Origin of the sequence: Micromonospora sp. KC721 (genome assembly GCF_004348355.1) — a bacterium.
Classification (GTDB): Bacteria; Actinomycetota; Actinomycetes; order Mycobacteriales; family Micromonosporaceae; genus Micromonospora.
In genome coordinates, this window is sequence record NZ_SMJY01000183.1 from 1 (window position 1) to 12,276 (window position 12,276).

The 12,276-nt window shown below is 71.4% G+C and carries 18 protein-coding genes; 11 read left to right on the forward strand and 7 right to left on the reverse strand.

Annotated features, from left to right (window positions below):
* Positions 1-18: 18 nt before the first annotated feature.
* Entirely contained in the window at positions 19-270 is a 252-nt protein-coding gene (locus tag E1182_RS24440) for a hypothetical protein (protein ID WP_132269392.1), read from the forward strand.
* A 20-nt stretch (positions 271-290) separates the two neighbouring features.
* Complete coding sequence (locus tag E1182_RS24445) at positions 291-497, forward strand: hypothetical protein (protein WP_132269394.1); 207 nt, start codon at positions 291-293, stop codon at positions 495-497.
* Between the two features lie 73 nt (positions 498-570).
* On the opposite strand, the gene E1182_RS24450 is transcribed toward E1182_RS24445, so the two are convergent.
* The 3 genes from E1182_RS24450 to E1182_RS24460 are packed head-to-tail and all read right to left on the reverse strand — an operon-like array spanning position 571 to position 1,768.
* The gene (locus E1182_RS24450) at positions 571-1,101 is read right to left on the reverse strand and encodes a DUF1360 domain-containing protein (RefSeq protein WP_132269423.1); all 531 of its coding nucleotides are present in this window, start codon (positions 1,099-1,101) and stop codon (positions 571-573) included.
* A gap of 38 nt (positions 1,102-1,139) precedes the next feature.
* Positions 1,140-1,460, reverse strand: a complete 321-nt coding sequence (locus E1182_RS24455) for a hypothetical protein (RefSeq protein WP_132269396.1) — start codon at positions 1,458-1,460, stop codon at positions 1,140-1,142.
* 2 nt (positions 1,461-1,462) lie between these two features.
* Positions 1,463-1,768 carry a DUF6158 family protein gene (locus E1182_RS24460; RefSeq protein ID WP_132269398.1) on the reverse strand — a complete coding sequence of 102 codons (306 nt, stop codon included), beginning with the start codon at positions 1,766-1,768 and terminating at the stop codon, positions 1,463-1,465.
* Between the two features lie 117 nt (positions 1,769-1,885).
* Between E1182_RS24460 and E1182_RS24465 the strand changes: the two genes are divergently transcribed.
* Entirely contained in the window at positions 1,886-2,302 is a 417-nt protein-coding gene (locus E1182_RS24465; protein WP_207921498.1) for a hypothetical protein, read from the forward strand.
* A 26-nt stretch (positions 2,303-2,328) separates the two neighbouring features.
* Positions 2,329-2,658 (forward strand): DUF3817 domain-containing protein, encoded by a 330-nt coding sequence (locus E1182_RS24470; RefSeq protein WP_132269402.1) that lies wholly within the window; start codon positions 2,329-2,331, stop codon positions 2,656-2,658.
* A 12-nt stretch (positions 2,659-2,670) separates the two neighbouring features.
* Here E1182_RS24470 and E1182_RS24475 read toward each other — a convergent pair whose 3' ends face one another.
* Positions 2,671-3,183 carry a DUF6232 family protein gene (locus tag E1182_RS24475; RefSeq protein ID WP_132269404.1) on the reverse strand — a complete coding sequence of 171 codons (513 nt, stop codon included), beginning with the start codon at positions 3,181-3,183 and terminating at the stop codon, positions 2,671-2,673.
* Positions 3,184-3,645: 462 nt separating this feature from the next.
* Here E1182_RS24475 and E1182_RS24480 point away from each other — a divergent pair, with 462 nt between their 5' ends.
* Complete coding sequence (locus tag E1182_RS24480; RefSeq protein WP_132269407.1) at positions 3,646-4,620, forward strand: C40 family peptidase; 975 nt, start codon at positions 3,646-3,648, stop codon at positions 4,618-4,620.
* A gap of 72 nt (positions 4,621-4,692) precedes the next feature.
* Here the strand turns inward: E1182_RS24480 and E1182_RS24485 are convergent, their stop codons facing one another.
* Both E1182_RS24485 and E1182_RS24490 read right to left on the reverse strand, forming a co-directional pair.
* Positions 4,693-5,682, reverse strand: a complete 990-nt coding sequence (locus E1182_RS24485; RefSeq protein ID WP_207921500.1) for an RNA polymerase sigma factor RpoD/SigA — start codon at positions 5,680-5,682, stop codon at positions 4,693-4,695.
* Positions 5,683-6,112: 430 nt separating this feature from the next.
* Positions 6,113-6,958 carry a MurR/RpiR family transcriptional regulator gene (locus E1182_RS24490; RefSeq protein ID WP_132269410.1) on the reverse strand — a complete coding sequence of 282 codons (846 nt, stop codon included), beginning with the start codon at positions 6,956-6,958 and terminating at the stop codon, positions 6,113-6,115.
* Positions 6,959-7,031: 73 nt separating this feature from the next.
* On the opposite strand from E1182_RS24490, the gene E1182_RS24495 reads away from it, so the two are divergent.
* Positions 7,032-7,721 (forward strand): SDR family NAD(P)-dependent oxidoreductase, encoded by a 690-nt coding sequence (locus tag E1182_RS24495; protein ID WP_132269413.1) that lies wholly within the window; start codon positions 7,032-7,034, stop codon positions 7,719-7,721.
* Here the strand turns inward: E1182_RS24495 and E1182_RS24500 are convergent.
* Complete coding sequence (locus E1182_RS24500) at positions 7,706-8,491, reverse strand: thymidylate kinase (RefSeq protein ID WP_371687602.1); 786 nt, start codon at positions 8,489-8,491, stop codon at positions 7,706-7,708. The genes E1182_RS24495 and E1182_RS24500 overlap by 16 nt on opposite strands.
* Before the next feature lie 86 nt (positions 8,492-8,577).
* Here E1182_RS24500 and E1182_RS24505 point away from each other — a divergent pair, with 86 nt between their 5' ends.
* The 5 genes from E1182_RS24505 to E1182_RS24520 all read left to right on the forward strand — a co-directional run bounded on the left by E1182_RS24505 (position 8,578) and on the right by E1182_RS24520 (position 12,260).
* Positions 8,578-9,264: a nucleotidyltransferase gene (locus E1182_RS24505; RefSeq protein ID WP_256370858.1), complete on the forward strand. Its 687-nt coding sequence runs from the start codon at positions 8,578-8,580 to the stop codon at positions 9,262-9,264.
* A 53-nt stretch (positions 9,265-9,317) separates the two neighbouring features.
* Positions 9,318-9,527, forward strand: a complete 210-nt coding sequence (locus E1182_RS24510; protein ID WP_243706398.1) for a hypothetical protein — start codon at positions 9,318-9,320, stop codon at positions 9,525-9,527.
* Positions 9,528-9,540: 13 nt separating this feature from the next.
* The gene (locus E1182_RS24515; RefSeq protein ID WP_132269419.1) at positions 9,541-10,275 is read left to right on the forward strand and encodes a metallophosphoesterase; all 735 of its coding nucleotides are present in this window, start codon (positions 9,541-9,543) and stop codon (positions 10,273-10,275) included.
* Between the two features lie 39 nt (positions 10,276-10,314).
* The gene (locus E1182_RS31280) at positions 10,315-10,458 is read left to right on the forward strand and encodes a GPGG-motif small membrane protein (protein ID WP_243706399.1); all 144 of its coding nucleotides are present in this window, start codon (positions 10,315-10,317) and stop codon (positions 10,456-10,458) included.
* A gap of 461 nt (positions 10,459-10,919) precedes the next feature.
* Positions 10,920-12,260 (forward strand): ABC transporter substrate-binding protein, encoded by a 1,341-nt coding sequence (locus tag E1182_RS24520; protein WP_132269421.1) that lies wholly within the window; start codon positions 10,920-10,922, stop codon positions 12,258-12,260.
* Positions 12,261-12,276 lie beyond the last annotated feature (16 nt).

Here is a 12,276-nt window from a genome sequence, read left to right on the forward strand (position 1 = left end):
GCGGGTAGGTGGGCCGGCGTGACCGAAGACGTTCCCGTGACCGACGCGCCCGTGACCGACGCGGTCGCCGACGAGCCCGACACCCGGCGCATCGACGAGCTGCTCGAGGACCTCTACCACGGCCAGGAACGAATCAGCCAGGCGGCCATCTACCGCCGCGCCGTCGCGGCGGAACTCCCCGCGCGGCTGCTCACCCGGATCGCCACGCTGCCGCAGGGCGAGTACGCGGTGGACGAGGTCGCCGACCTGCTCGGCGGCTCGGTCATCTGACACCCCGGAAGGAGACCCAGATGTCCGACGAGGCGCGCCGCGAGAGGCAACCGGCGCTCGGCCAGCCACCGGAGGGCACCGACACCCTCCCCGACCCGGACTTCGCCAACGAGCACGACCGCACCGCCGTGGACCGCGAGGTCATCACCGGCACCGACGAGGACGAACGGGAACCGGAGGCCTCGCGCGGCTGGGCCGGCCACGACCACGGCACCACCCCCACCTGACGACGGGGACGGGGCAGCTGCGGGATACGACGGAAGGGGCCGGCACACGCCAGCCCCTTCCGTCGTGTCGGGGTCACTTCTCGTCGTGGCCGCCCTCGGCGGCCTGCTGCGCCACCGCGTACCCGAGCTGGAGGAAGTCCGACGCGGCCACCGCGGTCAGCGCGGTGGCGACGAGGCGGGTCAGCCGGGGCGCCAACACCAGTCCGCCGGTCAGGCCGGTGGCGATCCACACCGCCAGGCAGAACGGGCAGCTCAGCAGCTCACCGATGGCGTGGCGGGTGGGGCTGCCGGAGTCGCGGACCTGTTCCATCACCTCGCCGCTGCCGATGGGGTGGTCGTAGCGGGTGAACGGGGCCCGAAGCGGACTGGTGACGGCGTCCTTGGTGAGCAGCCGGCTCAACTTGTGGGTGGCGATGCCGAGCAACACCACGTCGGCGGTGGCCGGGCGCTCCGGTACCGGCCGGCCGGTCGCCTTGACCAGCGCGGCCAGGGACGCGGTCACGGCCGCGTAACTGCCCATCGCCTTCAGGTACGCGTCCAGCGGCCTGTTCTCCTGCGGCGCGTACGCCTGGCGCAGCCGCGCCACCCTCTGCTTCACGCCCATCCCGGCCACGCCGGCCTCCTCGTCCTTGTCGGGTCCGCTCAACCGGCGGTCAGGTTTTCGGCCACCTCGCCGGCGAGGTTGGCCAGGGCCTCGTCGGCCAGGTCGTCGGGCCCGTCCCCGGTCAGGTCGAGCCGGACCCGGGAACCGCCGGCGTCGGCGGGCTCCACCTGGATCTCCGCCGACCACCCGGGCGCGGCGTCGTTGCTCCACCGCGCCCGTAGCGGATCGGTGCTGGTCTGCGGGCGTCCCCCGGCTCCGGACCGCAACGGTTCGGGCAGCCACGCCGACGCCCGGTCCGGGTCGGTCGCCGTGCTGAACACCACCTCGGGTGGGGCGGACATCCCCTGTTCGGCGCGCATCGTCAGGAACCGTCCCGCAACCGGCTCGGGTCGACCTCGCGCCCGGGGTTACGGGCCAGGTACTCGGTCTCCAGTTCGGCGGTTCGCCGTAGGTGGGTGGCGAGCGCGGAGTCCGACGCGTGGCGCAGGGTGTCCAGCCGGGTGCGGTGCAGGCTGTGCAGCTCGCGGAACAGGTCCTCGTCGTCCAGTTCTCCCGGGTCGATGCCGGGCGGCTCCTCGTCGACAACCGTGACGGCGTGGTCGCCGTCCCACTCGGTCATCCGCTGCTCCGGGCTGACGTCGCCGGCCTGGCGTACTGATTCGGTCATGTCGCCCCCCTGGGCTCGTCTTGGCTGGCACCTAGACGGATGCCCACACCACCTGTGACCAAACCCGGCTACGACACCGCGTCGGAGAGCGCCGGCCGTCCCGGTACCCTCGATGCCATGAAGCGGCTCTGGACACCGGCGTGGATCGCCCGCCACGTGGCCATGGTCGTGCTGGTGGTCGGGTTTCTGGCGTTGGGGTGGTGGCAGATCAGCCGCGCCGCCTCGGGCAACACGCTCAGTTGGGCGTATGCGGTGGAGTGGCCGATCTTCGCCGGCTTCGTGGTCTTCGTCTGGTGGCGGGAGGTGCGGCACGCGCTGCGCGGCCGGGAGACCGGCGCGGAGCCGGTCACCGGTCCGACCGGCCCGGTCATGGTCGGTGACGGCACGTCCGTCTCGCCGGTACGCCGTCCGGTGCGGGTGTCCCGGGTGTCGACGGTCGAGGTACCGGAGGACGCCGACCTGGCCGCCTACAACCGCTACCTGACCTGGTTGAACGCCAATCCGGGCGCGCGGCCCGGTGACTATCCCGGCTGAACGCCGGCGTGGAAGGACGGACGACGGTGGGCGCAGCCCTTACCCGGTACCGCGTGATCGCCTGGATCGTGGGCGTGGCGCTGGTCGTGCTGGTGCTGATCGGCATGCCGCTGAAGTACGGATTCGACGAGCCGATCGTGGTCGCGGTCGTCGGCACCGCACACGGCTGGCTCTACATGCTCTACCTGGCCGCCACCTTCGACCTGGGCCGTCGGGTCAACTGGCCGTTGCGCCGGATGCTGCTGGTGATGCTCGCCGGCACGGTGCCGTTCGTGTCGTTCGTGGCCGAGCGGAAGGTCACCCGGGGGCTCGCCGCACGCCCGCAGCCGGCACCCGAGCCGCTGCCCACCGCCTGACCACCTCGCCGGTCAGCGGTCCGGACGCCAGCACCCGGTGGTCGGGGGCTGCTCGGCGTCGGCGTACCGGTGTTCCCGCCGCGCCTGGCGCAGGGCCGCCACGACCTGCTCGAACTGCTCGGTGTCGTCGCTGCTGAACAGCAGCACCTCGACGCCCCGGCTGTGCCCCCACAGTTCGTACGCGGGGGGCCGCCAGCGGTCCCCCGCGTACGCCAGCAGCACCGGCAGCATCCAGACCACCCCCAGCGCCAGGTACGCCCCGGCGGTGAGCCGGTGCAGCCCTCCGGTGAAGCCGAGCAGGACCCCGACGGCGGCGATGGTGGCGGCGGTGACCGCGACGACGCGGACTGCCAGCCGGTCGTGCGGTCCCCGGCCGGTACGCAGGTGGGTGAGTTCGCCGACCAGGAACGTGTTCCGGCCAACGTTGAACCGTTCGGTGGTGACCACGATGCCCGAACGGGCGTAGAGCAGCGTCGCCCGGCGGGGGTCCCGCGGCGGGCGGGTGGCGGAACGGTGTGCCTGCACGGCGTACTCCCCCCGGCCGGCGATGCCGGTACTCCCACCATCGCCACCGGCGCACGACGGGATTCCCGGCCTCAGGGCTCCATTCTGTGCCGCCCGGGCCAGCCCCGCCCGGGCGGAAGCGGGCCGCCGGGCGACCGCCCGGTGGGGAATTGCCGCCCGTTTCGGTTTTGTCGGACAGCACGCCGGGCCGACCAACGGCATCCGCCCGGAACGACGAACCGGATTTTCCGCTCTAAAGGGACCAGTTCACGGGCCGTCGGTCGCCTGCGACACCCTCGCACCACAGAGCAGTACCTGCATCTTTGCCAACTTTCGCCCCGTCTTACCCTCCCGACGACCCCCGTCACGGGTTAGGTTGGGCGGGCCGGCCAGGTCCACCGCCATCCGCCCGGATGGCCCCGGGCCGGTGTCGCCGGAGAGGTCAGCATCCTCCGGGGACTTTCGGAGAGGAGCCTTCCGCTCTTGCCGTCCTTACGGATGCTGGTGCGAACGCTCACGGTCGCCGGCCTCACGGCCGCGCTGATCGCCCCGTCGACGGTGGCTCGGGCCGAGCCCTCCGTCGCCGAGCTGACCGCACGGATCGAGAAGTCCTCGACGGAGTTGGAACAGATCGTCGAGTCGTACAACAAGCTCAATGAGGAGATCAAGGCGAACAAGGCGACCGCGGCCCGGTTGCAGGCCCAGATCGGCCCGCTGGAGGCGCAGACCGCGCAGAGCCGGGCCGAGGTCGGCACGATGGCCGCGAGCGCGTACAAGACCGGCGGGCTGCGGACCGCCCGCGCGCTGCTGGAGCCGGGGGGCCCGGCAACCCTGATGGACCGGCTGAGCACGATCGACCAGCTCACCCGGGACCGCCAGGAGCGGATCAGCGGCTTCACGGACAACCAGCGCCGGTTGCTGGACGAGAAGTCCCGGCTCGACGCCACGCTGGCCCGGGAGGCCGCGCAGGCGCGCGCCATGGGAAACACCAGGAAGAAGATCGAGCGCGACCTGGCGAAGCTGTACGAGATGCGCCGCACGGCGTACGGGCGGGAGACCGAGGCGCCGCCGACCCGACCGGACCGGTCCGCCGAACCCGCGCCGACGGTCCCCGGCAACGCCGGGGCGGCCGTGCGGTACGCGTACGGGGCGATCGGCAAGCCGTACGCGTGGGGCGCCGACGGCCCCAACGGTTACGACTGTTCGGGGCTGACCTCCGCCGCCTGGCGAGCGGCCGGCAAGTCGCTGCCGCACAACACCCGGATGCAGTGGGGGAAGGTGGCACACATCGGCCGCGGCGATCTGCGCCCCGGCGACCTCGTCTTCTACAGCGGCCTCGGGCACGTGGCCCTCTACGTCGGCGGTGGGAAGATCATCGACGCGCCCAGCGCGGGGCGCAACGTGCTCAAACGGGACATGAACATCATGTCCATCCAGGGCTACGGTCGGGTCCGGTAGCCCGACGCGCGTACGGCGAACGGCCGGCGTCCGAGTCGGACGCCGGCCGTTCGCCGCTACTGTCGCCGCCGGTCAGGCTGCCTGGAGCCCTTCGGCGCGGGCCAGTTCGCGGAGCCGACCGAGCGCCTGGATCTCCAACTGGCGGATCCGCTCCCGGGAGAGCGAGAAGCGCGACGCGACCTCCGTCAGCGAGTGCTCCCGCCCGTCCTCCAGGCCGTACCGGGCCCGCATGATGCCGGCGGACCGGTCGTCGAGGTGGTTGAGCAGACCCTCGATGCGCTGCCGCTCCAGGCCGGTGAGAACGATCTCCTCCGGCGACGGGGCGTCACTGTCGGCGACCAGGTCACCGAGGTTGGTGTCGCCGTCGTCGCCCACCGGGGTGTCCAGCGAGACGGTGTCCTGCGACCAGCGGACCAGCTCGTTGACCCGCTCGACGGTGACCCCGAGCGCCGCCGCGATCTGCTCCGGCTCCGGGTCGCCGCCAAGCTCCCGGGTGAGCTGCCGGGCCACGTTGCGCATCCGGTTGACGTCCTCCACCAGGTGCACGGGCAGTCGCACCGTCCGCTCCTGCTGGGCGATCGCCCGGCTGATGGCCTGCCGGATCCACCAGGTGGCGTAGGTGGAGAACTTGTAGCCGCGCTCGTAGTCGAACTTTTCGACGGCGCGGACCAGACCCGTGTTGCCCTCCTGGATCAGGTCCAGCATGGGCATCCCGGAGCGCACGTAACGGCGGGCGATGGAGACGACCAGCCGCAGGTTGGCCCGGATGAACAGGTCCTTGGCCCGCTCGCCCTCGACGACGAGGCGCTCGAGCTCCTCCCGGTCGACGCCGGCGGGGACGCGGTCCTCACCGAGCAGGTGCTCGGCGTAGAGGCCGGCCTCGATGGCCTTGGAGAGATCGACCTCCTTGGCGGCGTCCAGCAGCGGCGTCCGGGAGATCTCGTGAAGGTAGACGCCGACCAGGTCCCGCTCCTCGGCGACCTCGTCGGTGCGCATGCCGATATTCTTGTCCACGTTGCCCACGGTCCCCTCGCTCGCGCCGGTTGCCCGGTTCCTTGCCATCCCCACGTCCATCAGCCCTTCCCCGCGACCTCCGATGTGCCCGTCGGTGCTGACACCTACACAACAGATGAGACGTGTCGGGGATTCCAGGTCGTGAGTCGAAAGTGTCACGAATGCCTGAGTATCAGCTGAAAGCTCGGTCCACGTTTGCTGTCAGCACCTCGTTCGTGATCGGCTGGTACGGCACCACGAACAGGTCGGCGGCTCAGGCGAGGTGCCTTCACCCTCCGGTATCGCACCATTGCGACACCGGGGACGCAGCGACCCTCGTCACCGTCCGGCTGCGATCCTGGTCACTGCCAATTACGCGCCCGCGGACCGGTCGGTTCATCCACGCCCGGTGGATTACCCCACGGCATGGACAACAATCCGTGGGTCGTCGGACGTCCCGCACCCGATGTGTTCCGCGTCTCACCCGGCCGCAGCGGGATCAGGGGCGGATCCCGCTGCGGGCCGCCACCCCCACGAAGAGCACGTCGGCCACGGTGAGCTGGGCGAGTCGGCTGGCTGTCGGGCCCGAGCGGTAGCTGGTCTCGCGGGTCACGGTGGTGAGCACGAAGTCCGCCACCTCGGTGATCGGCGAACGGGGGAAGGTGGTCAGCGCGACGGTGCCCGCGCCGCTGGCCCTGGCCCTGGCCAGCACCTCGACGACGGATGAGGTGGCGCCGGTGTGCGAGATGCCGATGGCGACGTCGCCCCGGCCCAGCAGCGCCGCGGAGGCCAGCGCGGTGTGCCCGTCCGTAAAGTGGAACGCGGTGCGGCCGATACGGTGCAGCTTCTGCTGCAGGTCGGCGGCGACGAGGCCGCTCGCCCCAGCTCCGTGGACGTCGATGCGACCGGCCGCGACGAGGGCGTCCACCACCCGGGCGCAGCGCACCGGGTCGAGCTGCTCGGCGGTCTGCTCCACGCTGCGGGCGTCGTGGAACGCGACAGTTTCGATGATCTGCGCCAGGTCGGCCCCGGGTGGGATGTCTCCGCTGGCCACCCGGGCGCCCGGCGGTGCGATCCGGCGGGGGGCCTCGGCCGCGAGCCGGATCCGTAGCTGCGGGTAGCCGGGCACGCCCACCGACCGGCAGAACCGGATGACGGTGGCTTCGGATGCCTCGGCGGCGATCGCGAGGTCGGTGATGGTCCGGCGGGCGGCACCGGCCGGATCCGCCACGACGAGCCGGGCCACCCGCTGCTCGGCGGGGGGCAGCGCGGGAAGCAGCCCGTTGATGTGGACGACCAACCCGCCGGGCCCGGGGCTCGCGGGAATCCCCGCACTCTTCGCCACAGCCGGAAATTACTGTCGTCGATGGGCCGGCGTCAATCATCGCGCCGGAACGACCAGCGCTACCGTATCGCCCATGTCGGAACGCAGTGTGCTGGTCACCGGAGGAACGGGCGGGCTCGGCGGAGCGGTGACCGCCGCTTTCGCGCAGGCGGGCTGGCGGGTGGTCGTACCGCAGCGGGAGAGCCGGCCCTCGGCGGGCCCGCCGGCCGGCGTGGTGCGCCCGACCGCCGACCTGATGGACCCGGTCGCGGTGGCCCGGGCGGTCGAGGAGGCCGCCGGCGACCCGGCCGCGCCGCTGCGCGCCGTGGTCAACCTCGTCGGCGGGTACGCCAGCGGCGGCAAGGTGCACGAGACCCCGATCGAGGAGTTCGAGCGGATGCTGGCGGTCAACCTGCGCCCCACCTATCTGGTCACCCAGGCGGCGCTGCCGTACCTGATGGCGGCCGGCGGCGGCGCGGTGGTCTGCGTGTCCGCCCGGGCCGCGGTCGCCCCCTTCCCCGGTGTCGCCGGGTACGCGACCGCGAAGGCGGCGGTGCTCGCCTTCGCCAACGCGGTCGCGGTCGAGTACCGCAGCGCGGGAGTGCGCTGCAACACGGTGCTGCCGAGCGTCATCGACACGCCGGCGAACCGGGCCGCCCAGCCGGGAGCCGACCACCGCCGCTGGGTCACCCCGGCCGAGATCGCCCCGGTGGTGCGCTTCCTCGCCTCCGACGAGTCCGCACCGACCAGCGGTGCGGCCCTCCCGGTCTACGGCCGGGCCTGAACCACGACCGGCCGGGCCGTGTGGCCGGTCAACGGTCGGTCGGGACCGGCCGCCGCGGCGTCGACCGACGGCCCGGTGTTCGACGGCGCGGTGGGTGCGGGCAGGACGGGTGACGGCACGGTGGGCGCGGGCGCCTGCGACGGCAACCACTGCGCCAGGTGCGCCTGGATCCGGCGGGCCACCTCCTCGGGCGTACCGGCGGCGTCCACCAGCACGAAGCCCGGAAACTCGGGCAACGTCCGGTACGCCGCGTCGGCGGCGGTCAGCCACTCCATGGTCTCGTGGTCGGTGCCCCGGCACTCGATCCGTCGGTACGCCTCCGCCGGGTCGACGGTGAGCAGGAAGGTGACCTGGGGCGGGGGGAAGACCCGGTAGCCGGCTCGGGCCAGCTGCTCCCAGCGCCGCCCGTCGTGGGCCCGGATGCTGGCGTACTGGCAGACGGCGTAGCGGTCCATCACCGCCACCCGACCGGTCACCAGGCTGCCGAGCAGGGCGGCGGCGATGGCGAGCCAGCGCAGCGCGGACTCCACCGCCAGCACCCCGTTGCGCCCGAGCAGGCGCTGGGCGTCGGGGCGGCCGAGCCGGTTGGCCAGCCGGCCGAGCCAGCGCCGGCCGCCGGCGTTGCGGTGGTAGGTGGCGGGACGGCCCGCCGCGGTGAGCGCCTCGGCGAGCCGGTGCGCCTGGGTGGTCTTGCCCGAACCGTCGATGCCGATCAGGGCGACCCGGCGCAGTCGGGCCCTGTCGCCGGTCGCCCGCGGTGATCTCGCCACCCTGCACAGGCTATCCGACCCGCGCTTCCTCCCCGGCGTTTCGTCCCGGTCCGTTCCTCGCTGCCCGCCCCGCCCGCGCCGTGCAGGTGTGGGCGGGCGCCCTTCCGGGTACGCGATGTCATTTCCGACCACCTGTCCGCCTTCACCACGATCGACGGGAGAACCAGATGGCCGAGCGCGGGGACGAGAGTCTGTTGCACACCCTCAAACGGGTCGCCGCCGTGCTCAAGCAGAACGAGATCCCCTTCGCGCTGGGCGGCAGCTTCGCCGTGTACGCGCACGGCGGGCACTCCAGCGAGCACGACGTCGACTTCCTGATCCGCGAGGAGGACGTCGAACGGGCGTTGGAGACGCTCATCGCGGAGGGCTTCACCGCCGAGCGTCCGCCGGAGGACTGGCTGGTCAAGGTCTACGACGAAGGCCGGATGGTGGACCTGATACACCGGCCCGTCGAGACCCCGGTGACCGACGAGACCTTCGCCGACACCGTGGTCCGCCCGGTCGACGCCATCCACATGCCGGTGCTCTCCGCCACCCGACTGATGGTGCACAAGCTGCTCAGCTTCTCCCAGCACTACTGCGACTTCGCCCGGGGCCTGCCGCTGGCCCGCTCGTTGCGGGAACAGATCGACTGGGAACGGGTACGGAAGGAGACCCAGCACTCGCCGTACGCGGAGGCGTTCCTGGTGCTGCTGGACCGGCTGGACGTCGTCCCGTACGCCGGCACTCCGGTGCCGTACGCCAGGACGCCCGAAGGGAAGGAGACACCGTGACCGAGCAGGGCACCGGCCCACCGGACGAATACGTCGAGGCGGAGATCCACCGGATGCTCGTCGAGGATCCCGACGTCGCCGAGCAGGGCATCACCGTGGCCCACCGGGAGCGCGGCCTGGTCCTCTCCGGCGAGGTGGAGAGCCCGCACCGACGGGAGGAGATCCTGCGCCGGGTTTCCGAACGCTTCCCCGACGTGCCGGTCACCAGCGACATCGGGGTGATCCGCACGCAGGCGCCGAGCCAGGTGGAGGAGTTGCCGTGAGGAGGACCCGAGAATGATCCGGATCGCCGCCGTCGGCGACGTCCATCTGGACGAGGACGTGGTCGGCCGGTTCCGGCCGGCCCTGGAGGAACTGCCGGACTGCGCCGACGTGCTGCTGCTCGCCGGCGACCTCACCCGGCACGGCACCGAGGCCGAGGCGCGTTGCGTGGCCCGCGAGTTCGGTGATCTCGGGGTACCGGTGATCACCGTGCTCGGCAACCACGACCACCAGTGCGACCAGGTGCCGCAGGTGGTGAAGGTGCTGCAGGACGCGGGGATCACGGTGTTGGAGGGGACCGGCACCGTGCTGGAGTTCCCGGGCGGCCGGCTCGGCGTGGCCGGGGTGAAGGGCTTCGGGGGCGGTTTCGCCGGCCGGTGCGCCAGCGACTTCGGCGAGCCGGAGATGAAGGCGTTCGTCCGGACGACCACCGAGAGCGCGGACGCGCTCGGCCGGGCGTTACGCGGGTTGGACTGCGACCTGCTGGTCGCGCTCACTCACTACTCCCCCGTACCGGAGACCCTCGCCGGTGAGCCCCTGGAGATCTACCCGTTCCTCGGCTGCTACCAGCTCGGCCAGGCGATCGACTCCGCGCCGACCGCGCTGGCCCTGCACGGGCACGCCCACCACGGCACCGAACGCGGCACCACGCCGGGCGGGGTGCGGGTGCGTAACGTCGCCCACCCGGTGATCAAGCAGGCCTACAGCGTGTTCCACCTGGGTGATCGCGAGCACGTCGACTCAGCGTGAGGTTTCCGAAATCACCATCAGGGGTACTTGACAGCCATGATTGACCTGATCCTCTGGATTCTCGCAGTCGTACTCGTGGTCTCCGGCATTCTCGCGCTGTTCCGCCGGCAGATCCTGTGGGGCATCGTCCTCATCGTGGTCGGCCTGCTGGTCGGCCCAGGTGGCGTCAGCATCTTCAATTGACGTCGGTCATCCACACCGGACCCGCCGGGGTCGTCGGAACCGGGCCTCCGTCCTCCCAGACAGGAGCCCCGGCAACGACGACCCCGGCGTTTTGGCATCCCGGGGTTGCTGGCGACGCCCGGGAAAACGTCACCTCGTACGGATGACCCGGAGCACCCCGGCGGTCATCCGGCCCGCGCGCCGCTGAACACCTGACGACCGGTACGCGCACAAGAGGGCGGGACCACCAGGTTCCCGCCCTCGGTGGTTCGGCGCACTCCCGCTATGCCGCCCCGCCGGGTCACACCGGGGGCACACAAGCATGGGAGCGTGACCATGGCTGGTAGGCGGGTTGCCGGATTGTTACCGGGCCGTGTCCGTTCAGGGGTGGACCAATGCCGATGCAAGCGCTTACATGTGGAGACGACATCGGACCGGCGCGCGCACGACTCCCCCGAGCGCCGGCAAGGAAGGAGAACGGCATGGCCTTTGCCAGATCACGCCAGACTCTCGCGATCGCCGGCGTGCTGGGCCTGGCGCTCGGCGTCACCGCCTGCGGCACCGGCAACGACAAGAAGAGCAGCAACGCGGGCTCGGCGGAGTGCGCGGCATACGAGAAGTACGGCGACAACGACGGCAAGAAGGTCACCATCTACTCGTCCATCCGGGACATCGAGGCCGATCGCCTCGACGAGTCCTGGAAGCAGTTCGAGGAATGCACCGGCATCGACATCGACCACGAGGGCTCGGCCGAGTTCGAGGCGCAGCTCGGTGTGCGCGTCGACGGCGGCAACGCTCCCGACCTGGCCTTCATCCCCCAGCCCGGTCTGCTCAAGCGGTTCGTCGACGCCGGCAAGCTCAAGCCGGTCGGTGCCGAGACCAAGACCGAGGCCGAGGCCAACTACTCCCCCGACTGGCTGAAGTACGGCACCCTCAACGGCCAGCTCTACGGCGCGCCGCTGGGTTCGAACGTCAAGTCCTACGTCTGGTACTCGCCGAAGATGTTCAAGGACAAGGGCTGGACCGTCCCCACCACCTGGGACGAGCTGATCAAGCTCAGCGACACCATCGCGGCCAGCGGCACCAAGCCGTGGTGCGCCGGCATCGAGTCCGGTGACGCCACCGGCTGGCCGGCCACCGACTGGATCGAGGACGTGCTGCTGCGCACGGCGGGCCCCGAGGCCTACGACCAGTGGACCACCCACGGCATCCCGTTCAACGACCCGAAGGTCGCCGACGCGCTCAACCGGGCCGGCACCATCCTCAAGAACGACAAGTACGTCAACGGCGGCTTCGGCGGAGTGAAGAGCATCGCCACCACCTCCTTCCAGGAGGCCGGCATCCCGATCACCACCGGCAAGTGCGCGCTGCACCGCCAGGCATCCTTCTACGCCAACCAGTGGCCGCAAGGCACCAAGGTGGCCGAGGACGGCGACGTGTTCGCCTTCTACTTCCCGGCCATCGACCCGGCGCAGGGCAAGCCGGTGCTGGGTGGTGGCGAGTTCGTCGGGGCCTTCGCCGACCGTCCCGAGGTCCAGGCGGTGCAGACCTACCTGGCCTCCGGGGAGTTCGCCAACAGCCGGGCCAAGATCGGCGACTGGGTGTCGGCGAACAAGAAGCTCGACCTGGCCAACGTGCCGAACCCGGTCGACAAGCTCTCCGTGCAGCTCCTCCAGGACGAGAAGACCGTCTTCCGGTTCGACGGCTCGGACCTGATGCCGGCCGCGGTCGGCGCGGGCACGTTCTGGAAGGGCATGGTCGAGTGGATCAACGGCAAGGACACCGCCACCGTGCTGAACGGCATCGAGGGCAGCTGGAAGTGATCTGAGACGGCGGCCC